We start from the raw sequence: 25400 nt of genomic DNA on the forward strand, positions 1-25400 counted from the left end.
ATTTTCTGCAACACCTTGAACAACCCCCCTAACATACCCATTATTTAAGCAATGAGTTTTATTAATAGGTAACCCCAATGCGTTTAGATAGATTTACCAGTAAATTTCAGTCTGCGCTTTCTGATGCGCAATCTTTAGCCCTTGGCCGCGATCATCAATTTATTGAGCCGGTACACTTAATGTATGCTTTGTTAAAGCAAAGCGGTTCTAGCGTGCGCGCGTTATTAGCACAAGCAGGTGTTAGTGCTGACGAGCTTAATACTAAGCTTTCCCAAGAAATAGAAAAACTATTTAAAGTGGAAGGCGTAGGCGGCGATGTGCAGCTATCGAACAACACTATATCCTTGATCAACTTATGCGATAAGTATGCGCAAAAGCGTAAAGATAAATATATTTCTAGCGAACTGTTTGTATTAGCTGCTTGCGACGATAAAGGCCCGCTGGGTAATATTTTTAAAACCTTAAATATCACCTCCGACAAAATAGAAACGGCCATTAATGCAGTGCGTGGTGGGCAAAAGGTTGATGATCCAAATGCTGAAGAAACACGCCAAGCACTTGAAAAATACACCATAGATTTAACCGAACGTGCAGAGCAAGGTAAGCTTGATCCGGTTATTGGTCGAGATGATGAAATTCGCCGAACAATTCAAGTTTTACAACGCCGAACTAAAAACAACCCAGTATTAATAGGTGAACCCGGTGTAGGTAAAACTGCGATTGCCGAAGGTTTAGCACAGCGTATTATTAATGGTGAAGTACCAGAGGGATTAAAAAACAAGCGGGTACTTTCGCTTGATTTAGGCGCGCTGGTGGCCGGTGCTAAATACCGCGGCGAATTTGAAGAGCGATTAAAATCAGTATTAAATGAACTGGCTAAAGAAGAAGGTCAAGTGATTTTATTTATTGATGAAATACACACAATTGTAGGCGCAGGTAAAAGTGATGGCGCAATGGATGCAGGCAATATGCTAAAACCGGCACTTGCCCGTGGCGAATTACATTGCGTAGGTGCCACCACTCTTGATGAATATCGTAAATACATTGAAAAAGACGCCGCCCTTGAGCGTCGCTTTCAAAAGGTATTGGTAGAGGAGCCTTCGGTTGAGGATACTATTGCTATATTACGTGGCCTAAAAGAGCGCTACGAGCTGCATCACTCTGTTGAAATTACCGATCCTGCTATCGTTGCTGCTGCGCAATTATCGCATCGTTATATTAGTGACCGTCAATTACCCGATAAAGCAATTGACCTAATAGATGAAGCGGGCTCTTCTATTCGTTTACAAATAGATTCAAAACCAGAGTCATTAGATAAGTTAGAACGCCGTATTATTCAATTAAAACTTGAAGATAACGCACTCGCCAAAGAAAAAGACGAAGCAAGTTTAAAACGCCGTACTGAAATGCAAGAGCTGATCACCGAGCTTGAAGGAGAGTACAATGAGCTTGATGAGATATGGACTGCCGAAAAAGCATCTTTACAAGGTACTCAAGTTATTAAAGCTGAGCTAGAACAAGCACGACTTGATTTAGATGTAGCTCGAAGAGCCAGCGATTTACAGCGTATGTCGGAGCTACAATATGGCCGCATACCAGAGCTTGAGCGTAAACTTGATTTAGCATCGCAAGCAGAAATGCAAGAAATGACCTTGCTAAAAAACCAAGTGGGCGAAGATGAAATAGCCGAAATACTCTCTCGTTGGACCGGTATTCCAGTATCGCGGATGCTACAAGGTGAGCGAGAAAAACTATTGCAGATGGAAGAAAAGCTACATGAAAAAGTAATCGGACAAGATGAAGCCGTTGTAGCGGTAGCTAATGCTATTCGCCGCTCACGAGCAGGGCTTGCCGATCCTAATCGCCCGATTGGCTCGTTTTTGTTTTTAGGCCCAACCGGGGTCGGTAAAACAGAATTAACCAAAGCACTCGCCGGCTATATGTTCGACACCGAAAGTGCCATGGTGCGTATTGATATGTCTGAGTTTATGGAAAAACATTCAGTAGCACGTTTAGTTGGTGCGCCTCCTGGGTATGTTGGCTACGAAGAGGGCGGGTATTTAACCGAAGCCGTGCGTCGTAAACCTTACTCAGTTATTTTATTGGACGAAATAGAAAAAGCACACCCAGATGTGTTTAATATTTTGCTACAGGTTTTAGATGATGGACGTTTAACCGACGGTCAAGGACGCACGGTTGATTTTAAAAATACCGTTATCATCATGACCTCAAACTTAGGCTCAGATATAATTCAAGAGCAAGCGGGTAATAACGATTACGTTACTTTGAAAGAAAAAGTAATGAATGTATTAATCAATGAGTTTAGACCTGAGTTTATTAACCGTATTGATGAAACCGTTGTTTTCCACCCACTGGCTAACGAGCACATTAAAGAGATTGCTGATATTCAGTTAAGTAAATTACGTGAGCGTTTAACGCAAATGGGTTATTTACTCGAGATAAGCGACGCTGCTTTAGAGCGTATTGCCGCAAGTGGTTTTGATCCGGTTTATGGTGCGCGTCCGTTAAAACGAGCTATTCAACAAACGATTGAAAATCCATTAGCACAAAAATTACTCAATGGTGATTATATGCCAGGCAGTGTTGTTGTAATTGATGCAAATGACGACGGTTTAGTGTTTTCAAGCCGTTAAGCGTTATAAAGTAAAAACGAAAAAGCCGCTAACATAGCGGCTTTTTTATTTGTGCTGACAATTAAATTTTAAAAGTAAGCAGTAAGTCGTTGATCTTTCTTGAGCCTTCAACTAACTCAGCAGCGCCCCTGGCAACATTAAAACTTAAGTTTAAATTATCATCACCTAAGTTTTTAATCTGCTCTACATTAGTACCTATGTCGTGGCTCACTACTTGTTGTTCTTCTGCAGCAGCCGAAATACCAGTAGCGAGTTGCGCTATTTCGCTAATTTGAGTGAAAATGCTATCAAGCTCTTGCTGTGTTTGCGTTGTAGTATTTACACAACTGTCGGCTTGTTGCTTCGTGTTTTGCATTATTTTTGACCAGCTAAACAAGGTGTCTTGAATTTCCTTTATTGAGCTGTGAATTTGCGCAGTGGCATTTTGTGTTCTTGATGAAAGCGCTCTTACTTCATCGGCAACTACAGCAAAACCACGGCCATGCTCACCTGCTCTTGCAGCTTCTATGGCAGCATTTAGCGCAAGTAAGTTAGTTTGCTCGGCAATACCTTCAATTTCACTCATTACTTGGCCAATTTTATCGGCTTCTGACGCTAGGCTGTTAGCGGTTGTTGCTGCTTGCTCTACCTGAACGGCTAAATCAGAAACCATGGCATTATTATCGGCAATGTGTACTTTTATATCGGAGCAACTTTGATAAGTAACACTTACTTTATCGGCAGTGGTGCAGGTGTTACTTGATATTTCACCTATAGTCGAACTCATTTGCGCCATTGCAGATGCTATTTGCTCAAGCTGCGAGCCTTGCGATGAAATGCCTTGCTCTGTGAGCGTTGACTGTTGATCTAAATTTAAAGCAATATCATTAAAGCTTAAGGTAGAGTCTTTCATACGCCCCAGTACAGTGCGTAATTTAGCGCTTAGCATTTGCTCTCTGTAATCACTAATACTGTGAGGGTGTCGGCCACTATATATATAACGAGATATAGAATCGGCCTGTTGTTTTTGCTGATTCAATATTCTTGGCGTTGTTATTAGCTCATCATAATTTAAAGCAAGTATAACTAAGCAAACCACTAAGCTAATTAGTGCAATAGCAAATGAAGCGCATACAGCAGTTGCAACTAACCAACATAATAAAGCAAATACACTTAAGCTTTGTCTTAAACTTGTGCGTTCGCGCCAATTAAAGAATGACTTTTTAGCATTTACTTTACTGTAAAATAGTTCTGCACGGCGTTTTAACTGTGGGCTTAATTTGGTTCTTACAGATTGATAACCAATTAACTGGCTGTGCTCAAAAATAGGAGTTACAAATGCATCAACCCAGTAATAGCGGCCATCTTTACAACGGTTTTTAACTGCGCCGCGCCAAGAGTGGCCTTGCTTTAATGTTTCCCACATTTCTTTAAATGCAGCTTTTGGCATGTCGGGGTGGCGTACTATACTATGGTTTTTACCCATAAGTTCAGCTATATCATACCCGGCTATAGTACAAAATGCTTGATTAGCGTAAGTGATCACTCCGCGCAAATCAGTTGTTGATACCAGTTCTTGTTGTTCTTCGAAGGTCACTTCTTCATTTATTAAGCTTTGATTACGACGCATATTATTCTTTAATCATCCTTTGTAATACTTACTATTATACTTGCTTATATAAAGCGGTAGTAGGGTAATCCCATTATGAAGGTCACTCAGTTTATTTATTGCCTGTATTTATGATCTAAATCAAGATTAAAGTTATATAAGCTATATATAACATACCAGTATGGGACTAATACGGCTAATAGTTAGCTAATTATTTACTTTAGTACGGTTAGTTTTTGTTTTGATAAGATAAATAATAGTGCAAAGCAATTGTATATTTTGTATAGCAATGGCAAGATTATCGTTTATGGCGTTAAATAAAGCGTGTTTAAAGCAAAGCAGATACAATAGAACTATAAATAGTATTTTTTCTTAGTATTTATCTTGAGTATAGGTAATTAGACCCCATAACCTTATGATTAAGCCACTTGGCTCGAGGAAGTATTTTTTGGCAACACATGATCTAACAAACGCGCTTGACGCTCTTTCAGTAACGCAGCATAAACATGCAATTAACGGAATAAAACGTGGTATTGAGCGTGAGTCACTAAGAATTAAAAGTGATGGCGTTATCTCTGCACAAAAACACCCAGAAGGGGTGGGCAGTGCGCTTACCAATGGCCAAATTACGACCGATTTTTCAGAGTCGTTACTTGAATTTATTACCCCAGTTAGTGAATCGTCCACACAAACGCTGCAGCAATTAAAAGACTTACAAAAGTTTACCCTAGAAAAAATGGGTGACGAATTACTTTGGCCTATTAGTATGCCGTGCTTTATTGAACATCAAGACGACATAGTTATTGCGCAATTTGGCAGTTCAAATGTAGGGCAAATGAAAACGCTTTACCGTGAAGGGTTAAAAAACCGTTACGGCAGTATGATGCAAGCTATTGCTGGTGTGCATTTTAATATTTCGTTTCCAGATTCATTGTGGCAGTCATTACATACGCTAAAAAATAGCGACCTTAGTTTAGAGAATTTTATATCTGATGGTTACTTAGCGCTTATTCGTAATTTTAAACGTGAATTATGGCTGATCAGTTATTTATTTGGTGCATCACCTGCGTTATGTAGTTCGTTTTTACAGGGTAGAAAAACCGATTTACCATTTAAAAAGCTAGGTAAAGGCACCCTGTATTTAGAAGTAGGCACTGCGCTGCGCTTAGGTAACTTAGGTTACACCAATAGCGCACAATCATCACTGCGTGTAATGTATAACTCGTTAGATGAATATGTAGCTGGTTTGAAAAAATCAATTAACACACCTTCAGATATTTACGGCAACCTTGACGATTACACCAGCGAAAATCCAAAACAGTTAAATAAGAATATTCTGCAAATAGAAAACGAATTTTATTCGCCAATTCGCCCTAAACGTAATGCTAAAAACGGTGAAACACCAACAGATGCACTACTTAGAGCCGGTATTGAATATGTCGAAATTCGCGCATTAGATGTTAATCCATTTAGTGAAGTGGGCATAGATATAGAGCAGTTCCACTTTTTAGATGTGTTTTTAACTTATTGTTTATTAAAAAGCTCACCGGCAATGGATTGGGAAGAGCAAACACGCAGCACAGAAAATCTTGATACAGTAGTAAATAAAGGGCGAGAAAAAGGCCTTGAACTTAATTACTTTAATCAACCGCGTACCCTTCAATCTTGGGGTGAAGATATATTTTCGCAATTAAGTGAAGTGGCAAAATACATGGATACTGCCTACGGCGTTAGTTATTATTCAAGTACTATTGAGCGCATGGCAACTTGGATTAATAACCCAGAACTTACATATTCTGGGCGTTATGTAGCTGAGTTAGAAGCTTCAGGGCTAGATAACGGCCATTATGCGCTAGCAATTGCTGAAAAGTATAAGCAAAGCCATCAAGCTGCAGACTATCAAGTGTTTTCAAAGCAATGGTTAGAGGAGCAAGTTACACGCTCTAACGACGCTCAGCGTGCTATTGAGCAAAGTGACTCAGTATCATTTACCGCATTTTTAAATGCTTATTTTGATCCTAAATAAATAGTTAGTTTTAAGCAAAAAAAACGCAGCTCAAGGTAGCTGCGTAATTATTTTAGGGAAGAAACAATGCTGCTCTGCTGCATTGTTAAAATCAGACTACTGATTTTTGCAAAAGTTCAGCGAGATAAACCAAATGAAAAAAAATGTAGTTGTTTTATTATTAGCGCTTAGTTTAGCCGGTTGTGCCACAGCTCCACCAAAGCAGCCTGATGATATTTGTAAAATTTTTGAAGAAAAAAGAAGTTGGTACTTTGGTGCCAAAGATGCTCAAGAAAAATGGGGCGCTCCCAAGCACGTACTTATGAGCATGATGTACCAAGAAAGCTCGTTTAAACATGACGCAGCTCCACCAATGCAGTATTTCTTATGGATTATTCCTACCGGTAGAGCAAGCTCTGCTTATGGCTACTCACAAGCAAAAACGATGACCTGGTCTGATTATATTCGTGAAAGTAAGAATAGTGGCGCCGATAGAGACGACTTTGATGATGCTATCGACTTTATGGGCTGGTTTGCTTATAAAACCCATAAAATAAACGGCGTATCTAAATGGGATGCCTACGGTCAGTATCTTAATTATCACGAAGGGTGGGGCGGTTACAAACGCGGTACTTACAAAAAGAAAAAATGGTTAATGGGTGTGGCTAATAAAGTAAAACACCGTGCGAGCCGTTATGGTGCGCAGTTAAAGCGTTGTGAAGCAGATTTAAATAAAGGGTGGTTAGAGCGTTTGTTTTTTGGCTAATAACATCTGTTGTATTTATTTAGCCTACAAAAAAGGAGCCAATTGGCTCCTTTTTTAGTTTATTTTTTACGTTTTTTCGGCTGTATTTTAACCAGCTTTATCATGTTTTCTTTTACTTCAAGTACTTCAATAGGGTAGCCGGCAATACGCAAACTTAAATTGGCATCAGGAATGTTTTCTAAATACTCAACTATTAAGCCGCTGAGTGTTTTAGGCCCGTCGAGTGGAAACTCCCAGCCCATTTCTTTATTTAAGTCGCGCACGTTAGCACCGCCATCTACAATGCACGAGCCATCGGTTTGTGTGGTTACTTCTTCGCTTGGCGTACGAGTTTGGGTGGTGGTAAAATCGCCTACCACTTCCTCAAGTATATCCTCTAGGGTAACTAAACCTTGAATGTCGCCATACTCATCTACCACCAAGCCAATACGCTCTTTAGATTGCTGAAACTTTAATAGCTGCGTATTTAGTGATGTGCCTTCAGGTATGAAATAAATTTCACGTACAGCGCGTAGCAACGATGGTTTATCAAATTGCTCTTTTGTAAGTAACCTAAGCGCATCACGCGAATGAATAAACCCCACCGCGTCATCTATGTTATCTCTATATAACAATACACGCGTATGTTGTGCATGAGTCAGTTGGCGGCTAATAAGTTTCCATTCATCGTTAATATCTATGGCCACAATTTCGTTACGTGGGATCATAATATCTTCAACGGTTACTTGTTCTAAATCTAAAATTGAGGTCAACATGCTTTGGTGACGCGCAGGAATAAGTGCACCAGACTCATTAAGTACTGATTTTAGCTCTTCTTTACTCATGCTGTGCTCATCTATTTGTGCCGCACTAATACCAAATAACCGCAATATGCCGTTGGTTAGCCAGTTAATAACAACGACAAATGGGAAAAGGATTTTTAGTAATCCTTTAAGCACAACAGAACTTGGGAAGGCAACTTTTTCAGGGTAGAGAGCAGCAAGTGTTTTTGGGGTTATTTCTGCAAAAATAAGCACTACTAAGGTTAACGCACCTGTTGCCACAGCAATACCTAAATCACCGTATAAACGAATACCAATAATAGTAGCAACTTGTGCAGCGGCAATGTTAACTAAATTATTACCGATTAAAATTAAACCAATGAGCCTATCCGGACGACTAAGTAATTTACTGACACGTTTAGCAGCGCGATGATTCTCTTTGGTGAGATGTCGCAGGCGTATACGATTGATTGACATAATTCCGGTTTCTGAGCCAGAAAAATAAGCAGAAAAAAGTACCAAAAAACCTAAAATGATAAACAAGGTACTGGTCGATATGGCGTCCAACGATGGATCCTTTTATTATAAACTAGCGTGTATTAGGCTAGAGTGAGTTAGTAGAGTCAAGTTAAAATTTATTTAGAATAACTTCTTGTATAAAACGACTGCCAAAATAAGCCAGTGTAAGAATAAAAGCAGCAACCATAATAGCAATAACCACAGGTTTACCACGCCAGCCTTTTTTCATATGGCCAAGCGCAATCACAGCAAAAATACACCATGCAACAAGCGATAATATCGTTTTATGGATAAATTGAGTAGCGAACATACCATCGAGAAATACAAATCCCGACAATAGTGCCAAAGTGAGTAATATAGTACCTAAGTTAACCAATTGATACAGTTGGCGTTCAACCACCATTAGTGGTGGTAAATGGCTGTGTACAATAGCTAAATCTTTACGCTTTAAGCGCTTATCAATAAAGTAAAATTGTACGCCATATAAAGTAGCAATAATTAAAATACAGTAAGCGAGTAATGATAACGAAATATGGGTTACTAAGCCCACATCAACATCAATACTTTGCAGTAAAATATGGTGTGGTATAAACAAGCTTGCCATAGTTAGTAGTGCAGCAAAGCCGTACACGACCGGCAATAATAAGGTCGCCGGAAACTTTAACGATACCGTAGTGACAGAAATCACAATAACCCAGCAGGTTAAAAGCGCCACATTGACAATACTTAAATCTTGTCCGTCTGCTCTAAAAACCGAATTTACTAACAACAGCATGTGCGCCAAAATAGCCACAGTACTCAATATAATAGTTAGCTTTTGGCTAGGGCCTTGTTGATGAAACAACCGTGAGAGCACGTAAGACGTTGCTAACACATAAAATAAACTGGCAATAATAGTTAAGCTAATAATCAGCATTGTGCTTGGGCCACTTAATTTGAGTCAAATAATTAATGATTGTTATATAGCCATTGTATTTTATAGCAAAGCAAATGCATAGACCTTAAAAAAAGAAACTCAACAAGCTGTACTTGAACACTGTATTGTAAGACACCATTTACGGTATACTGCTTTTAATTGAAATTTAATAATATTAATTCTATTAATACAGCGCAGAGAGTTAAAGGCGCTTTAATTGGATTGGTATAAACGTCTTATCGGAACCGTAATATGTTTGAGAATCTCCAAGAACGATTAGGTAAAACCTTAAAAAACATTAGTGGCCGTGGCCGCCTAACAGAAGAGAATATTAAAGACACTCTTCGTGAAGTGCGCATGGCATTTTTAGAAGCCGATGTGGCGTTGCCCGTTGTTCGCGATTTTGTAAAACAAGTTAAAGAGCGTGCGGTAGGTGTTGAAGTTACAAAAAGCTTAAGCCCAGGCCAAGTATTTGTAAAAATAGTACGTGAAGAACTCGAAAAAGCCATGGGTGAAGCCAACGAAGAGCTAAGCCTAAATGCACAACCCCCTGCTGTTGTTATGATGGCGGGTTTGCAAGGTGCTGGTAAAACCACCAGTGTTGCTAAACTGGCTAAGTTTTTAAAAGAGCGCAAAAAAAAATCAGTACTCGTAGTAAGTGCCGATGTATACCGTCCTGCAGCAATTAAGCAACTAGAAACGCTCGCTGCTGAAGTGGGTGTTGATTTTTTCCCAAGTGATATTTCGCAAAAGCCGGTTGATATAGCAACCGCAGCTATTTCTCATGCGAAAAAGAAATTTATTGATGTGGTATTAGTCGATACTGCAGGTCGACTGCATGTTGATAGCGACATGATGGATGAGATTAAAAATCTTCACAAAGCAATTAACCCAATCGAAACCTTGTTTGTTGTAGATGCAATGACAGGTCAAGATGCGGCAAATACAGCTAAAGCATTTGACGAAGCCCTGCCACTTACCGGTGTTATATTAACAAAAACCGATGGTGATGCGCGTGGTGGTGCTGCTTTATCTATTCGTCATATTACCGGTAAGCCAATTAAATTTATGGGTGTGGGTGAGCGCATTGATGCACTTGAGCCTTTCCACCCTGACCGCATAGCGTCACGTATTCTAGGCATGGGTGATGTACTTTCATTGATCGAAGAAGTCGAAATGAAAGTAGATAAAGAGCAAGCTGCTAGAGTCGCTGAAAAAGTATTTAAAGGCGCTGGTTTTACCCTTGATGACTTTGCGGATCAACTTAAGCAAATGAAAAACATGGGCGGCATGATGTCGATGCTAGATAAATTGCCAGGTATGTCTAACTTACCCGATGCTGTTAAAGGCCAAATGGGCGATAAAACCTTCATTCAAATGGAAGCCATTATTAGCTCAATGACAAAAAAAGAGCGCGCCCGTCCAGAAATCATTAAAGGGTCACGTAAAAAACGTATTGCAGCAGGTTCTGGTACGCAAGTACAAGAAATTAATAAACTACTAAAACAGTTTACCCAAATGCAAAAAATGATGAAAAAAATGAAAGGCAAAGGTGGCATGACCAAAATGATGCGCGGCATGAAAGGTATGTTACCGCCGGGAATGATGGGTGGCGGTGGCCCTAAATTTTAAAGTTGAGTTTAACGTAGCTTAAATGTAACGATATAAAATATATGAAAAGGAGCAAATGGCTCCTTTTTTGTTGAATAAATTATGCGTGCTAAACGCTATTAACGCTAATTTAAAGTTGAGATCACGCTTTAACCTACTAAACTGGCTTTTAGCATCACTTCTTACTTGCATTGTTGCTAAAAACTCGTACAATTCCCCAGCTCCCCATTCTGGGGAGTAAATCTTATTAATGAAAACAGTCAATCTTTATAGAGGACGGTATGGTAACTATTCGTTTGCAACGTGGTGGCGCTAAAAAACGCCCTTTCTATCAAATTGTGGTTGCGGATAGCCGTTTCTCGCGTGACGGTCGCTTCATCGAGAAAGTAGGCTTTTTTAACCCAATTGCTGCAGGTCAAGAAGAAAAAATTCGTTTAGATTTACCACGTGTTGAACACTGGGTAGGTCAGGGCGCGTCTCTTTCAGATCGCGTAGCTAAGTTAGTAAAAGACGCTCGTAAAGCGGCTTAATAGGCGTAAGTGTAACCATGAGTCAAGAGAACACCTCATCAATAATTGTCGTAGGAAAGCTCGGTGCCCCGTATGGTATAAAGGGCTGGCTTAAGGTACATTCATTTACTGATGATCCCGCAGGGATCTTCGATTTCAGCCCGTGGTTGATAGGGCAGCAAGGTAAATGGCAGACCTTAGAAGTGGTCGACTGGCGTCGCCACAACAAAGGCTTTATCGCTAAATTTGCGCAAGTAAACGATCGAGACGAAGCAGTGGCTTATACCCACGCAGAAATCTCAATGGATTCAGCGCAATTACCAGAACTCCCGCAAGGTGAGTTCTATTGGCGAGATCTCATTGGCATGTCGGTTGTAACTGATAAAGGTTACGATTTAGGCATTGTTGATGACCTAATGGAGACAGGGTCAAATGACGTACTGGTTGTTAAAGCAAACAGTAAAGACGCATTTGGTCAAGCTGAGCGTTTAATTCCGTTTTTAACTGATACAGTTATTATCGAAGTTAAACACGACGCAAGAGAAATTACCGTAGACTGGGATCCAGGGTTTTAATGACGCAAACGAGTTCATTATGGGTAGGGGTGATAAGCCTTTTTCCTGACATGTTTGACGCTATTACAGACCAGGGTGTTACCGGTCGCGCAGTAAAAAGTGGCTTAATTGATTTTAAATGCTGGAATCCGCGAGACTACGCTTTAGATAAGCATAGAACCGTGGACGATCGTCCTTACGGGGGCGGACCAGGTATGTTAATGATGGTTGAGCCATTAAAAAAAGCGATTGCCGAGGCTAAAAAAGCTGCAGGTGATGGTGCTAAAGTAATTTATATGTCCCCACAAGGGCGCAAACTAGATCAGCAAGGAGCTAGCGAACTCGCAAGCTCTAAAAAACTGATTTTGATTGCCGGTCGCTATGAAGGTATAGATGAGAGAATAATAGAGTCATACGTTGACGAAGAATGGTCAATTGGTGATTTTATTTTGAGTGGTGGTGAACTACCAGCTATGACATTAATTGACGCAGTAGCGCGATTAGTGCCTGGCGTATTAGGTCATAACCAATCAGCAGAGCAAGACTCATTTTCGGATGGCTTGTTAGATTGTCCTCACTATACACGGCCAGAAACATTGGACGACAAACAGGTGCCTGCTGTATTGCTCAGCGGAAACCACCAAGAGATAGCAAAATGGCGGCTTATGCAGTCATTAGGCAGAACTTGGCTACGCCGTCCTGACTTGTTGCATAACCTAGCTCTGACTGAGGAGCAAGCGGTATTACTCGCGAAATTTCAGCAAGAGTACCAAAAAGCTTGTGGCTAGAAGACAGTTACACCTAGGAAAGTGAGAAACATAATGGCAAAAGTAAACCAAAATATTATTAAAGCGCTTGAAGATGAGCAGCTTAAAACAGACGTACCTGCATTCGGCGCTGGTGATACAGTAGTTGTACAGGTAAAAGTAAAAGAAGGTGCTAAAGAGCGTCTACAGGCCTTTGAAGGTGTTGTAATCGCTAAGCGTAATCGTGGTCTTCACTCAGCATTCACAGTTCGTAAAATTTCGAACGGTGAAGGCGTTGAGCGTGTATTCCAAACGCACAGCCCTCTTATTGATAGCGTAACAGTTAAGCGTCGCGGTGCAGTTCGTCGTGCTAAGCTTTACTATCTACGTGAGCGTTCTGGTAAATCTGCACGTATTAGAGAAAAACTTAACTAATACGCGCTGTTTATCAACGCAAAAAAACGGGTTGCATCCTTCGGGTTGCAACCCGTTTTGGTTTCTATAACATAAAATTTCAGGCTAAATACTAAAGCTTAAACCACAGCTGTCGGACTAGGAGTCGCACTGTCGTAATATTCACCAGTATAGTTAGGCTTCCTTTATTGCTAAACACAAAGTGCACCTCGATAAATTTTTATCAATATGTGTTTTAAACACCTTTTCAACTTACCCGCAGAATACGTAATAACCCAATTAACGCCAGTATGAGCATAACTTTGCTCAAGCAAAACTTAAGCTAAATATACCTAAGCCAAATAAAGCACAGAAAATAAAAATTTGGCAGATGAATTATAGTATTTAACCTTGAACTCTGGTTAAGAGATTTACTAACGTATTGAATCATAGTTATATTTAATTTTATTTTCTCTAGCCAGAGGTTTTCAGTGAAAACAAGGCGAATTTACGCGTCAATAGCTGGCCTTTTGCAAGAAAATTCAACGCAGTTAGCGCTGAAAATAGCTGCTTGAGATAAGTTTATTATCCGGAGCTCAGGTTATTTAAGTAAGTAGGGTGATGAAAATAGCTCAAAAAGTGGAGCCAAGTGTAACTAGGTATAACTTGAAGGGGTATTGGATGGGCAGTAAGGATTGCGGTAAGGGCGCTTTATACGACCTTACCGCGACTAAGTTATTAGGCTAGTTGAACCTATGCACAATACAAATTACTTAACGTTATGAATATGTACATCGCGTTGTGGGAAAGGAATAGAAATACCTTCTTTATCAAACGCTTTTTTCACTTTTTCTTGCATATCCCAGTAGTAAGGCCATAAGTCACCTGTTGCAACCCAAGCGCGAAACATTAAATTAACTGAGTTATCGCCAAGGCTGGCAACACAAATACGTGGTGCCGGATCTGTTAAAGAGCGCTCGTCTTCTTCAAACAGGCGTTTTAAGATAGCTTTTGCCGTATCTATGTCGTCGTTATACGAAATTCCAAAGGTCATATCACAGCGGCGTTTGTCATAAATACTTACGTTCACTAGTGTCGCATTCGATAGGCTACCGTTTGGAATAACAATGCGGCGGTTATCGAAGGTATCTACTACTGTGTATAAAATTTGAATTTCGACGACTGCGCCCATAAAGCCCTGTGCTTCGATAGTATCGCCAACCTTGAACGGTTTAAAAATTAGCAACAGCACACCGCCAGCAAAATTAGCTAGACTGCCTTGCAGTGCAAGACCTATTGCCAGGCCTGCAGCACCAATCACCGCGATGAACGAGGTGGTTTCGATACCTACCATAGAGGCCACCGAAATAAGCAGCATAATTTTCACTACAGCGCTAATTAAGCCACATAAAAACTTGTTTAGTGTTGGATCTTTTTTGCCTAGTCTATTATCTAAAACCTTAACAAAGCGGTTGATCAGCCATAGGCCAACCAGTAAAGTAATAATAGCGAGCACAAATTTTGGTGCGTAAGTCATAACGAGTGATATGGCTTGGTCTATTAATTGTGAAGCGTCTACATCTGTTCCTAAAACTTCTTCCATTTTATGGATCCTGTTTATTTTAATTACTATATGAATAATATAAGAATAAACGTGATAACTCTACTATGCAACAAATGCAGGCTTTTTAGCTTGCTAATTTACTTTTATTGACTGCGGCTTTTAGGGTAAATAATTAATATTTACTTTAAAGGTATTCGTTGCTTCTCAAAGTATTGTTTTTCAATTTAACCTTTTACTTATTTAGTCTTTTATCAGGCTATTGATCCTGTTAGTATTTATCGTATTGATTAGTTTACTTTAATGTAAACTTAAGTTGGCGTTTTTGCTTTTTAAGGTGGTATGCAAGTGGCGGATATAAATGATTTAGCACAGTTAAGAGTGGGTATTGATGAGTGTGATACACAGTTGGTGGCACTGCTGGCAAGGCGTAATTCGCTTACTCAAAAAATTGGCGCAATAAAGCAGCAAACTGGTGCGCCACTTCATGCACCCGATCGTGAAGCTGATTTATTAGCTGCAAGGCGCCAAGAAGCAATTAATCAGGGAGTAAGCCCAGAGTTAGTTGAAGATATTCTTAGGCGTATGATGCGCGAAGCGTATCAGAATCAGCAAGCTAAACTTGCATGTGCTGCACCGCATTTATCACCTATTGTTATTGTGGGTGGGCAAGGTGCTATGGGGCAATTATTTGCTAAGCAATTTCAGCGCTCTGGTTATGAAGTGAAAACCCTTGATAAGCAAGATCAAGCAAACGCTGCAGCAATTTTAAAAGGCGCTAAATTAGTACTATTAAGTGTACCTATTAATGCGTTAGAAACTGTAGTTGCTGAACTACCTAAGTTAGATGAAGGCTGTTTATTGGTAGATATAACATCGGTTAAGCAAGCGCCAATTAAAGCACTAAAAGCAGCGCATAGCGGCCCAGTTGTAGGGCTGCACCCTATGTTTGGCCCAGATATTTCGCACTGGGTTAAGCAAACAGTGGTGGTGTGTGAAGGGCGTGACCACGATGTTGCACAGGGCTTGTTAGCACAGTTGCAAGTGTGGGGTTGCCAGCTAGTTGAACTTGATGCGAAAAAACATGACGAAGCAATGCAAATAATTCAGGTAATGCGCCATTTAACCACCTTTGTATATGGGCAGTTTTTAGCAAAACAAAGCCATACATTAGCGGAGTTACGTAGCTGTTCATCACCTATCTATCAATTAGAGTTAATGATGGTTGGGCGCTTATTTGCGCAATCGCCAGAGTTATATTCAGATATTATGTTAGCGCAATTTGATAACGTAGAGAGCTTACTGGCGCAGTATCAACAGACTTTTGCAGACACACTTAAAAAGTTAAAAGCAGGAGATAAGCCCGCGCTTATTGATGCCTTTGCTGATGCAAAAGCTTATTTTTCAGATTCGACAGCGCACTTTTTAACCCAAAGTCGCAGCCTGTTAAATAAAGCGAATGACGCAAAAGTGCTAGATTAAAACAGAAAAACAAAAAAGGGCTTAATTAAGCCCTTTTTACATTATAAGCTGTGCGTTATTGCGTATTTACACTCACAGCTTGGAGCGTTTCGCTTTGATAGCAGCCTAAAATACGTACATACTGAGTGTATTCTTTTAGCTCCTCTAATGCATTTTTTACTTGGCTGTCGGCAAGGTTCGCTTCTAAGTCGACGTAAAATACTTCTTCCCATGGGTTACCCGGCATAGGGCGAGACTCTAACTTAACCAAATTAATTTTATGTTGTTTAAAAATCATTAATGCATCGGCAAGTGAACCAGCCTGCTGTTTAGTGGCCATAATTAAACTGGTTTTAGTGGGTATTTGCTTTGATACCTGTAATGGCTTACGCGCTACAACAATAAAGCGGCTGTGGTTTTCGCTTTGGTTTGCTAAGTTAGATTTAATCACTTCTAGGCCTACATTTTTACCTGCTTGGGCAGAGCCAATAGCGGCACTATTTGGCGTATTTAGTGCTGATTGCAGGGCACTTGAAGTTGAGTCGCAGGTTTCGTGTTGCAGCTCACCAAGGCCTTGTAAAAAGCGGCTACATTGAGCAAACGGTTGCGGGTGAGCAAATATTTTTGTAAGTTGGCTAAGCTCAGTATCTGGGTTGGCAAGTAAACAATGTTCAACACTGTGCGTTACTTCACCAACAATAGACACTTGTGCATGTTGTAGTAAATCAAATACTTCGTTGATACTGCCTGAACTGGTGTTTTCAATAGGCAGCAAACCAAAATCGGCTTGGCCGTTTTCTACTTTACCGGTAATTTCGTCAAATGAGCTACAGCCTATTTCAACTAACTTACCTGGGCGACGGCTAAAGTATTTATGACAGGCCAACTGGCTGTATGAGCCTTGCCCACCTAAATACGTAACACGATGGGTTTCGCTTAACGCATCTGGGTTAAGGTTTTTTTGCAGCATAGCTTGTTGATGCAATACAGAGTCTTCTAAAATAGTTTGAAAAACATTATTTACGTAATAGGCGTCTAACCCTAACGATTTCCCATAACCTATCAGCTTTTCTAGAAGTGCTAATTCACGGGCTTCATCACGAATCGGTTTATTGTTCGCTATTTTATATTCCACCACACCATGGCTAATACGACGTCGTTTGGCTAGTAAAACCAGTAAATCAGAATCTATCTCATTTATATCGTGTCGAAGTGTATTTAGTACATCATTGCTCATTTGGCTTTCCTCATTCCAAAAGTATGCTGTTCATACAGCAAAAACAAAAAAGCCTCCCGGTTGGGAGGCTTTGCTATTCGATTGATTTTATCTCACAAACAGTTCAGCCTCTTCTATATAAAGAAGCTAAAAAACGAAAAAAAAGTAACTGCGTAAGTAATGTTCATGCTGATAATGTATGGAGAGTTACTGTTAATGTCAACAGCGCTTTTGTTAAATAACTTAAGCTCTGAAAAATAAATCTATCACTAGTGGCTATTTTCAAGGTTAACTGTGTTGGATTTACTTGTAATAGGCCGTGATTGTTGCATAAATTTGTCTTGTTCCCTTTGTTTTTTTTATATAGTTTACAAATAATTTATAAATATGATCTTGGATCTGGTATATTTCAATTACTGGTTCAAATAATAATAATTATTAATAATAAAAAGGTTAGCCTGTGGTGTATCGACGCCCCCCATCTCGTTTCGGGATAAACTCACTTAGCGTCAAGTTGTCATTGTTGATTTCTGCAATATGTTTAATTGCTGGAGTGTGTGCGGCCGCGTTAATGCTCAAATCTGAAGAAAAACAACTGGTTTTTGAAGAGCATGAAGTATTAAAAGAATCTAACGAATTACTTATAAAACAATTCAAAAACTTACTAAACACTAAAATTAAAGTTGCTCAGCAAGCAAATATAGTCGTGGGTGAGCAGCTATTTAGTGATCAGTCATCGTTAATAAGTAATAAAGTAAATACACTGCAATTAAATAATGACGGTACGATACGCAGTGCCTCTACTGATGGGCTTTCGGCTGCATTTATCCCACAAACTAGCTATTCACCTTTTTATAAACAATTAATATCAGACTCTGAAACGCTCTGGAAAATTGTATCGCCAACACTGACTCAAGATTTTTTTAATTTTTACCTTATTACTAAAGATAACTTTATTCGCATAGCGCCGCCTAACGAGGCTTTAAATGCGCCAGCTAATTATACATTTACACAAAGTACGCGCTTTAATTACGCTAAGGCGCTTACTAATCCTCAACATAGGCCTGTTTGGTCTAAAGTTTATTACGATACTATATGGCATAAATGGGCTATTAGCTTAACGGTTCCTATTTATAAACAGGGTGAGTTTTTAGGTGTTACTGGCAGTGACATCGCGCTAAAAACATTAATATCGCAATTGCCAATTGGCGGAAAAGAAAAACAGTTAGTGGTATTTGACAGCCAAGGGCAGTTATTAGCGCACCCCAATTTAACCCAATCAAGTTATGCACAATATGGTAAAGCAGGTAAAAAACTACTCCCTGAGGACTTTATTGATCCTACATTACAAGTAATTGTAGATGATGCGATTAAAATACAACGGTCTGAATATGCCGACTCATTCAAATTAAATAATGAAGCGCATATTATTAATATTCATAAAATAGATGGCTTAGATTGGTATGTAGGGGTATATAAAAAACGTTCTTCAACATTCTCAGCATTAGCAGATTTAAAGATGAAGTTTTTTGGGCTATTTATACTCTATGCCATTTTAGTCGCCTTACTCTTACATCAAGCACTTTATCAGCTAGTACTTAGGCGTATACATTCTTTGGTTTATGCCGTTACAAACTTTGGTCAAGGCCAGTTACAAATAGAATTTCCAAAAGAAAACAAAGATGAAATAGGCACTCTCTACGGCTCATTTAAAGACATGACCATTGAAATTAGAAAGCTAATAGATGGGCTTAACCAGCGTATTATTGAAAAAGAAATTGCAGAAAAAGCAGCCAGGCGACTATCCAAAGCCGTGGCGTTTTCTGGTACTGGTGTGGTGATCACCGATAAAAACTTTGTCATTGAATACGTAAACCCTAAAATGCTTGAAATGACCAGCTTTTCAGAGGAACATTTTAATAGAGCGCCTTTATTAAGTATTATTGCAAGCGAAATGGCTATATTAATTGATGATATAGATGTTGATTTACGCAGTCGTAATTGTTGGCGTGGCGACACCTTAATTGAAAGCAATAATAAAGCGCCTATTTGGGTTTCTTTAAGTATTTCACCTATTCGCGAAGATGACGGAACAATTACCAGTTACGTAGCCTCTGCGCAGGATATTTCGTTTGTTAAAGAAAGCCAGCGTAAAATGGAACAGCTTGCTTATTTTGATACTTTAACAGGACTTGCTAATCGAACATTTTTTAGAATGCAGCTGCGTAAATCGATGGCGCTCGCTGAATGCGGGCATTATGCCTTTGCATTGTTTTATTTTGATTTAGATGAATTTAAACGTATTAACGATACCTTAGGCCATAATGCAGGCGATCAATTACTCGTTGAAGTTGCAAATAGATTAAAGCAACGCCTAAGAGCCGAGGATACTATTGCGCGTTTAGGCGGTGATGAGTTTGCTATATTACTCAGTGGCATTGAGCATCAAGAGCATGCAACTCAAGTGGCAAATACGATTCAAAAAACCCTCAATGAGCCTATTCAACTTGGCAGTAACGAAGTTATTATTAGTGCCAGTATAGGCATTACTATGGCCCCATACGACAGCCAAGAAGAAGACCAACTGTTAAAGCATGCCGACTTAGCCATGTATGAAGCAAAAGCAAAAGGGCGTAACACCTTTCATTTTTATAGCCAAGAGCTCAATACTGCTGCAAATGAACGCTTGTTTATTGAAAACGAGCTACGCCAAGCTATAAAAGATAAACAACTCACGGTTTATTATCAGCCGCAGATTGATAGCCGCACTCAGCTTGTAATGGGTTACGAAGCATTGTTACGCTGGTTTCATCCAACAGAAGGGGCGATTGCACCCACTAAATTTATACCTATTGCAGAAGCTACCGGTTTAATTGTTGAACTGGGAGAGTGGGTATTACACCAAGCATGTAATTTTGCAGTTAAGTTAGAGCGCCAAGGTAGAGCGAGTAATATTGCGATTAACTTATCGGCCAGACAGTTTAAAGATGCCAGTTTATTACCTACACTGAAAAAAATAATAGCCAGTACACAGGTGTCGGCTAAAAGCCTACATTTAGAATTAACCGAAAGTATGCTGATGGGCAATGTAGAAGCTGCTATAGCACAACTACATGAATTAAAGGGACTCGGGGTTTCTATTTCTATAGATGACTTTGGTACTGGTTACTCTTCATTAAGTTACTTGAAACGTTTTCCGGTGGATATTCTTAAAATTGATCGCTCATTTATAAAAGATATTCCAGGTGATAATAATGATATGGCAATAACAGCGGCAATTATAGCCATGGCGCAAAAGCTAAAACTCGATGTGGTTGCCGAAGGGGTAGAAACCGTTGAGCAAGTAGAGTTTTTGAAAAATAACAATTGCTTTATAGTGCAAGGGTATTACTTTAGCCCGCCAATTGCAGAGCGCGATTTACCCACGCTTTTTGAACGATTGGAGCAAATGGCGAAGGACGAAAAATAAAATTAAAATGCGGGTTTAACCACCCGCAATTTTTACTTTAAAGGTTAAGCTTTCTAAAATAGCTTTTAGTTTATCGCGATCATCACCTTGTACTTCAATAAGACCGTCTTTTACTGCGCCGCCTTGGCCCATTTTACTTTTAAGTGCTTTAGCTAATTTTTTTAAATCATGCTCTTTAGGATCGACTCCAACTACCAGCATAACGCCTTTGCCTTTGCGTCCTTTTGTTTGGCGCTCAATACGCACAAACCCGTCTTTAAATAGTTTACCTGCAACTTCTTTCTCTGGTTTTGGTTGCTCTATTCGCCCCGTTTGTGTTGAATATACTAAGTGACTATCGCTCATCATTAACCTATACAAAAATTGAATCAAACAATGGCGTAAATAATAGCAAATTTGTGTATTGATGTTTTTATTTTTGCTAATTAGTTTTAAACAGTTATATTTGATTCAAAGAATATTAATAGGACATAATATGAGTTTAACTAAAAGTATATCGGCCGATGCAGCTACGTTAACAATACATATAAAGGGTAAGTTTGACTTTAATTTAGTGCAATCTTTTCGCCAAGCGTATGCGCAAATAGACAAAAGCATTACTAAAGTAATTATCGACCTAAGGGAAACCGATTACATGGACAGCTCAGCATTAGGTATGCTGCTAAATATGCAAAAAAGCATAGATACACAGGTCAATAAATTTGAGATCAGCAACTGCCAACCACAATTAAAAAAAATATTACAAATATCTCGGTTTGATAAGAAGTTTGATATTAACTAAATGCATATTTTAGTTGTTGATGATCAAGCCCTTAACCGAATATTACTGCAAAGGCTATTAACACAAGAAGGCTATACAGTTTCTTTGGCGTATAATGGTGTTGCCGCTCTAAAGATACTCGCGCAAACCCCAATTGATATTGTGCTACTTGATGTAGTAATGCCTATTATGGATGGCTTTGAAACGGCAAAAATAATAAAACAACGCTTTAACGATATTCATTTACCTATTATTTTTATTACGGCACTGGATGATCACGCCAGCTTTGAGCGTTGTTTAGCGGTTGGCGGTGATGACTTTATTCAAAAGCCGTTCGAAAAAGTAATTTTACACGCCAAAATTAAAGCCCACTGCAGGACCCGTGAATTAAGTAAAAAGGCTAACCAGCAAAAAATATTACTTGAGGAGCATCAAAATCAGCGTGAGCGAGAGTATGAAATTATTGAGCATATTTTTAATAACTCCCTCGAAAATCAAGATCAATTTAAAACCCACCTCGATTTTAATTTATCGCCTGCCACCATGTTTAACGGCGATATGTTTTTAGTCGCGCAAAGTCCTATAGGTAATTTATATTGCATGTTGGGTGATTTTACCGGTCATGGTTTAGCGGCGGCAATAGGCGCTTTACCTGCATCGCGTGTGTTTTACACTATGGTTAAAAAAGGTATGGCGTTACACGACATTGCCCGCGAATTAAACTTATTATTATACAATTTACTGCCCGGACATATGTTTTGCGCTGCAACTATTATAGAGCTAAGTGTATCTGGTAAAAGTATATCGGCATGGCTAGGCGGACTTCCCGATACTTACTTAATAGATAAGCAAGGTAACCTTAAAAAAACGCTCGAATCGCAACATATGGCATTGGGTATATTAAACAATCAAGAGTTTGAACATGAGGTTATTCACTTTGAAGTAAATGAGCAAACACGGCTTGTACTTGCAACCGATGGCATAATCGAAACAACGAATAAACAAGGTGTTTTTTTTAGTGAACAACGCTTTATCGAAACCTTAAAAATGAACCCGATGATCAGCAGCGAAAACATCGTTAATAGCGTAAGTCAGTTTGCTGATGGTACTAAACAACAAGACGATATAAGCATAGTGTTACTCAATTGTTTACCACTAAGTGTAAAGCCGGAACCCAGAGAGGCATTTTCTAAATTAGCGTTTAATATGTCATTGAGTTTAGATTCGAAGCAAATAAAAAACACCGATCCGGTTTATGATTTAGTAAATATGCTCAGCAGTATTAGTGGCTTAAAAGCACATAGAGCGAATATATTTTTACTCCTATCGGAGGCATACAATAATGCGCTTGATCATGGTGTACTTAAATTAGACTCACAATTAAAAACTCAAGATGATGGCTTTTTTAAATATTATGAATTGCGCGCAAAAAAACTTGCAGAACTTAGTAATGCAAAACTCTCTATAGATGTAAGTTACTGCCCTGATAGTTTGAGCTTATACTTTATTATTTGCGACAGCGGCTGCGGGTACACTCACCAGCAAGATACCCTGTTTAATGACGCAGCTGAGTTTGGCCGCGGGCTGTCACTGCTTGACGAAATAGCACAGAGAGTGACTTATAACAGCAGCGGGAACCAAGTTGAAATGTGTTATAAGTTGAGCTAGCACTGTAAAAAAATCCATGCTAACATTTGCACATTATAGAAGTATGGATGGCCAAATGATTAATTCCTATTTACAACAAGCACAACTCAGTGCTGACACCCGTTTAATTTCAGCAGAGCTAACAGCGCTTGAGCAAGCACTTGTAAGCATTAGCTTGCCTGAAGTTCGCTGGCAGTATCAAATTCCACAGCTAGGTGAGGGCGGAGCATGTAGTTTATTTGGTTATCTGCAAGATGAACCGTTTAAGTTAACTACTTACGTAACTAACAATGAGCAAACGCACACTAAGTTTGCTAACTTACAGGCTATTGTAAACTACATACAGCAGCAAACTGGGGTTGATTGGTATGGTATTTATCAAACTCACGATACTGCACAGGGTAAACAGCTTTTAAAGTTAGCTTATCATGGCGCGCCAAGTAGGCCACTTTTTCCGCTTACAGCCGATTTTGCCGCGGGCAGTAACAACGTGCAAGTTGCGCTCTCTAAAACGGGCCGTATTATTAATAATGTTGAGCAATACTTAAGCCAAGGAGGGGAGTATTATACTTGCGACCCAAAGGTTAAGTCTGAGGTGTGCTTACCTTTATTTAATAGGAGTGGTGAATGCGTAGGAATTATTGATGCTGAGGCGTTTCATAATGATTTTTTTGATGAAAAAGTACTCGCAGTCCTAATTGCATGCTGTATTAAAATTCCTCAATTTTTAGTTTAAATAACAAAAATAGACTATGTTGAGGTTTTTAATAATGATTTTTTGCATGCACAAGGTATTAACTGTATTAATGGCATGCTGTATTAAAATTCCTCACTTTTTTGTACCAATAACACTAGTCAACCTAGCGTGTTTTTATGATAAGCTTAAGCTCACACCAACCCCCTAAATAATGATAAGAGATAGTCAATGTTCTCAGTATTAAAACCATTACCCACAGATCCTATTCTTGGCCTTATGGCGGCCTATAAGCAAGATACTAACCCTAATAAAATTGATTTAGGTGTGGGTGTCTATAAAGATGAGCTAGGCAATACACCGGTACTTAAAGCGGTAAAAAAAGCAGAAGCGTTTCGTTTAGAAAATGAAACCAGCAAATCTTATATTGGTTTAGCGGGTAATTTAGATTACTGTCAAAAAATGGAAAGCTTACTATTAGGTGAGCACAAAACATTACTAGCTAACCGTGTACGTACGGCGCAAGCGCCAGGTGGTACTGGGGCATTACGTGTTGCTGCTGAATTTATTATGCGTTGTAATCCAAAAGCAACAGTGTGGGTAACTACGCCAACATGGGCTAATCATATTAGCTTATTTGAAGCAGCGGGCTTAACAGTAAAAGAATACCCTTATTACGATTACGAAAATAAAGATTTACTATTTGATGAGATGATCAACACGCTTAAGCAAGTGCCTAAAGGCGATGTGGTTTTACTACATGCGTGTTGCCATAACCCAAGTGGTATGGATTTAAACGAAGCACAGTGGAAGGTAGTTGCTGAGCTTGCAAAAGAAGTGGGCTTTACGCCGCTTGTTGATATTGCATACCAAGGTTTTGGCTCTTCACTAGAAGAAGATGCACGTGGCTTGCGTATTTTAGCTGACGCAGTTGAAGAGTTAATTATTTGTTCTTCATGTTCTAAAAACTTTGGTCTTTACCGCGAACGTATTGGTGCGTGTTCACTAATTGCAAAAGACAGCGCAACTGCTGATATTTCAAACTCAGTATTACTTAGTGTTGTACGTAGTATTTATTCAATGCCGCCAGCGCATGGTGCCGACATTGTAAATACAATTTTAAGCAGCACTGAGCTTACGCAAATGTGGCATCAAGAGCTTGATGAAATGCGTAGCCGTATAAATGGTTTACGTACACAAATTAAAGAAACACTAGCGACTAAAGACATAGCGCAAGACTTCTCGTTTATTGAGCGTCAGCACGGTATGTTTTCTTTCTTAGGAATTAATAAAGAGCAAATTACTCGCCTACAAAAAGAGTACGGCATTTATATTGTTGGCTCAAGTCGTGTAAACGTAGCGGGCGTGAGTGATGCAAATATTGAATACTTTGCAAATGCAGTTGCCGACGTATGTAAATCATAATAGTTAACCTGAACTCTGGTTAAGAGATTTACTAACATATTGAATCATCGTTATATTTAATTTTATTTTCTCTAGCCAGAGGTTTTCAGTGAAAACAAGGCGAATTTACGCGTCAATAGCTGGCCTATTGCAAGTAAATTCAACG

The 25400-nt window shown here is 39.3% G+C and carries 20 protein-coding genes; 14 read left to right on the forward strand and 6 right to left on the reverse strand.

Features of this window, described 5'->3' with window-relative positions; genetic code table 11:
• Window positions 1–77: 77 nt before the first annotated feature.
• The gene (gene clpB / locus RB215_RS04750; RefSeq protein ID WP_011327625.1) at window positions 78–2654 is read left to right on the forward strand and encodes an ATP-dependent chaperone ClpB; all 2577 of its coding nucleotides are present in this window, start codon (window positions 78–80) and stop codon (window positions 2652–2654) included.
• Window positions 2655–2715: 61 nt separating this feature from the next.
• Here clpB and RB215_RS04755 read toward each other — a convergent pair whose 3' ends face one another.
• Window positions 2716–4263: a PAS domain-containing methyl-accepting chemotaxis protein gene (locus RB215_RS04755; protein ID WP_309216960.1), complete on the reverse strand. Its 1548-nt coding sequence runs from the start codon at window positions 4261–4263 to the stop codon at window positions 2716–2718.
• A 427-nt stretch (window positions 4264–4690) separates the two neighbouring features.
• On the opposite strand from RB215_RS04755, the gene gshA reads away from it, so the two are divergent.
• Together gshA and RB215_RS04765 are read left to right on the forward strand one after the other, a co-directional pair.
• Complete coding sequence (gene gshA / locus RB215_RS04760; protein WP_208834224.1) at window positions 4691–6268, forward strand: glutamate--cysteine ligase; 1578 nt, start codon at window positions 4691–4693, stop codon at window positions 6266–6268.
• A gap of 133 nt (window positions 6269–6401) precedes the next feature.
• A complete protein-coding gene (locus tag RB215_RS04765) occupies window positions 6402–7013 on the forward strand; it encodes a hypothetical protein (RefSeq protein ID WP_193038679.1) in 612 nt (203 codons plus the stop codon).
• Window positions 7014–7072: 59 nt separating this feature from the next.
• On the opposite strand, the gene RB215_RS04770 is transcribed toward RB215_RS04765, so the two are convergent.
• Window positions 7073–8341 carry an HlyC/CorC family transporter gene (locus RB215_RS04770; RefSeq protein WP_140391177.1) on the reverse strand — a complete coding sequence of 423 codons (1269 nt, stop codon included), beginning with the start codon at window positions 8339–8341 and terminating at the stop codon, window positions 7073–7075.
• Window positions 8342–8402: 61 nt separating this feature from the next.
• The gene (locus RB215_RS04775) at window positions 8403–9209 is read right to left on the reverse strand and encodes an inner membrane protein YpjD (RefSeq protein ID WP_011327630.1); all 807 of its coding nucleotides are present in this window, start codon (window positions 9207–9209) and stop codon (window positions 8403–8405) included.
• 252 nt (window positions 9210–9461) lie between these two features.
• Between RB215_RS04775 and ffh the strand changes: the two genes are divergently transcribed.
• The 5 genes from ffh to rplS all read left to right on the forward strand — a co-directional run bounded on the left by ffh (window position 9462) and on the right by rplS (window position 13064).
• On the forward strand, window positions 9462–10841 hold the full coding sequence (ffh, locus tag RB215_RS04780) for a signal recognition particle protein (RefSeq protein WP_011327632.1): 1380 nt from the start codon (window positions 9462–9464) through the stop codon (window positions 10839–10841).
• A 260-nt stretch (window positions 10842–11101) separates the two neighbouring features.
• Window positions 11102–11350 (forward strand): 30S ribosomal protein S16, encoded by a 249-nt coding sequence (gene rpsP, locus RB215_RS04785; RefSeq protein WP_011327633.1) that lies wholly within the window; start codon window positions 11102–11104, stop codon window positions 11348–11350.
• A 17-nt stretch (window positions 11351–11367) separates the two neighbouring features.
• Window positions 11368–11904 (forward strand): ribosome maturation factor RimM, encoded by a 537-nt coding sequence (gene rimM, locus RB215_RS04790; RefSeq protein WP_011327634.1) that lies wholly within the window; start codon window positions 11368–11370, stop codon window positions 11902–11904.
• Window positions 11904–12671, forward strand: a complete 768-nt coding sequence (gene trmD, locus RB215_RS04795) for a tRNA (guanosine(37)-N1)-methyltransferase TrmD (RefSeq protein ID WP_309216961.1) — start codon at window positions 11904–11906, stop codon at window positions 12669–12671. Before rimM ends, trmD begins: the two co-directional genes overlap by 1 nt.
• Window positions 12672–12704: 33 nt before the next feature.
• Window positions 12705–13064 carry a 50S ribosomal protein L19 gene (gene rplS, locus RB215_RS04800; RefSeq protein WP_011327636.1) on the forward strand — a complete coding sequence of 120 codons (360 nt, stop codon included), beginning with the start codon at window positions 12705–12707 and terminating at the stop codon, window positions 13062–13064.
• Window positions 13065–13791: 727 nt separating this feature from the next.
• On the opposite strand, the gene RB215_RS04805 is transcribed toward rplS, so the two are convergent.
• A complete protein-coding gene (locus tag RB215_RS04805; protein WP_011327637.1) occupies window positions 13792–14625 on the reverse strand; it encodes a mechanosensitive ion channel family protein in 834 nt (277 codons plus the stop codon).
• A 306-nt stretch (window positions 14626–14931) separates the two neighbouring features.
• Here RB215_RS04805 and tyrA point away from each other — a divergent pair, with 306 nt between their 5' ends.
• A complete protein-coding gene (gene tyrA, locus RB215_RS04810) occupies window positions 14932–16065 on the forward strand; it encodes a bifunctional chorismate mutase/prephenate dehydrogenase (RefSeq protein WP_089368941.1) in 1134 nt (377 codons plus the stop codon).
• Window positions 16066–16120: 55 nt separating this feature from the next.
• Here the strand turns inward: tyrA and RB215_RS04815 are convergent, their stop codons facing one another.
• Window positions 16121–17281, reverse strand: coding sequence for a chorismate mutase (locus RB215_RS04815; protein ID WP_086997942.1), 1161 nt, complete (start codon window positions 17279–17281; stop codon window positions 16121–16123).
• Window positions 17282–17720: 439 nt separating this feature from the next.
• Between RB215_RS04815 and RB215_RS04820 the strand changes: the two genes are divergently transcribed.
• On the forward strand, window positions 17721–20729 hold the full coding sequence (locus RB215_RS04820; protein ID WP_309216962.1) for an EAL domain-containing protein: 3009 nt from the start codon (window positions 17721–17723) through the stop codon (window positions 20727–20729).
• Between the two features lie 15 nt (window positions 20730–20744).
• On the opposite strand, the gene RB215_RS04825 is transcribed toward RB215_RS04820, so the two are convergent.
• A complete protein-coding gene (locus RB215_RS04825) occupies window positions 20745–21074 on the reverse strand; it encodes a stress response translation initiation inhibitor YciH (protein WP_089367934.1) in 330 nt (109 codons plus the stop codon).
• 130 nt (window positions 21075–21204) lie between these two features.
• Between RB215_RS04825 and RB215_RS04830 the strand changes: the two genes are divergently transcribed.
• The 4 genes from RB215_RS04830 (at window position 21205) to RB215_RS04845 (ending at window position 25255) form a co-directional block, all read left to right on the forward strand.
• Complete coding sequence (locus RB215_RS04830; protein ID WP_011327642.1) at window positions 21205–21510, forward strand: STAS domain-containing protein; 306 nt, start codon at window positions 21205–21207, stop codon at window positions 21508–21510.
• Window positions 21511–23157, forward strand: a complete 1647-nt coding sequence (locus RB215_RS04835) for a fused response regulator/phosphatase (protein ID WP_309216963.1) — start codon at window positions 21511–21513, stop codon at window positions 23155–23157. It abuts the gene before it with no gap.
• Between the two features lie 55 nt (window positions 23158–23212).
• Window positions 23213–23872, forward strand: a complete 660-nt coding sequence (locus RB215_RS04840; protein ID WP_309216964.1) for a GAF domain-containing protein — start codon at window positions 23213–23215, stop codon at window positions 23870–23872.
• Window positions 23873–24061: 189 nt separating this feature from the next.
• Window positions 24062–25255, forward strand: coding sequence for an amino acid aminotransferase (locus RB215_RS04845; protein ID WP_011327645.1), 1194 nt, complete (start codon window positions 24062–24064; stop codon window positions 25253–25255).
• Window positions 25256–25400: the final 145 nt, after the last annotated feature.

The sequence above is a fragment of the Pseudoalteromonas sp. HL-AS2 genome (assembly GCF_031198805.1).
Taxonomy (GTDB): Bacteria; Pseudomonadota; Gammaproteobacteria; order Enterobacterales; family Alteromonadaceae; genus Pseudoalteromonas; species Pseudoalteromonas nigrifaciens.

Excerpts from the sequence above, each read along its gene's own strand:
- clpB (WP_011327625.1), top strand. The coding sequence starts at position 78 with ATGCGTTTAGATAGATTTACCAGTAAATTTCAGTCTGCGCTTTCTGAT.
- ffh (WP_011327632.1), top strand. The coding sequence starts at position 9,462 with ATGTTTGAGAATCTCCAAGAACGATTAGGTAAAACCTTAAAAAACATT.
- RB215_RS04755 (WP_309216960.1), bottom strand. The coding sequence starts at position 4,263 with ATGCGTCGTAATCAAAGCTTAATAAATGAAGAAGTGACCTTCGAAGAA.
- rplS (WP_011327636.1), top strand. The coding sequence starts at position 12,705 with ATGGCAAAAGTAAACCAAAATATTATTAAAGCGCTTGAAGATGAGCAG.
- RB215_RS04775 (WP_011327630.1), bottom strand. The coding sequence starts at position 9,209 with ATGCTGATTATTAGCTTAACTATTATTGCCAGTTTATTTTATGTGTTA.
- RB215_RS04805 (WP_011327637.1), bottom strand. The coding sequence starts at position 14,625 with ATGGAAGAAGTTTTAGGAACAGATGTAGACGCTTCACAATTAATAGAC.
- rimM (WP_011327634.1), top strand. The coding sequence starts at position 11,368 with ATGAGTCAAGAGAACACCTCATCAATAATTGTCGTAGGAAAGCTCGGT.
- RB215_RS04830 (WP_011327642.1), top strand. The coding sequence starts at position 21,205 with ATGAGTTTAACTAAAAGTATATCGGCCGATGCAGCTACGTTAACAATA.
- rpsP (WP_011327633.1), top strand. The coding sequence starts at position 11,102 with ATGGTAACTATTCGTTTGCAACGTGGTGGCGCTAAAAAACGCCCTTTC.
- RB215_RS04825 (WP_089367934.1), bottom strand. The coding sequence starts at position 21,074 with ATGAGCGATAGTCACTTAGTATATTCAACACAAACGGGGCGAATAGAG.
- RB215_RS04835 (WP_309216963.1), top strand. The coding sequence starts at position 21,511 with ATGCATATTTTAGTTGTTGATGATCAAGCCCTTAACCGAATATTACTG.
- RB215_RS04765 (WP_193038679.1), top strand. The coding sequence starts at position 6,402 with ATGAAAAAAAATGTAGTTGTTTTATTATTAGCGCTTAGTTTAGCCGGT.
- RB215_RS04845 (WP_011327645.1), top strand. The coding sequence starts at position 24,062 with ATGTTCTCAGTATTAAAACCATTACCCACAGATCCTATTCTTGGCCTT.
- RB215_RS04815 (WP_086997942.1), bottom strand. The coding sequence starts at position 17,281 with ATGAGCAATGATGTACTAAATACACTTCGACACGATATAAATGAGATA.
- RB215_RS04840 (WP_309216964.1), top strand. The coding sequence starts at position 23,213 with ATGATTAATTCCTATTTACAACAAGCACAACTCAGTGCTGACACCCGT.
- trmD (WP_309216961.1), top strand. The coding sequence starts at position 11,904 with ATGACGCAAACGAGTTCATTATGGGTAGGGGTGATAAGCCTTTTTCCT.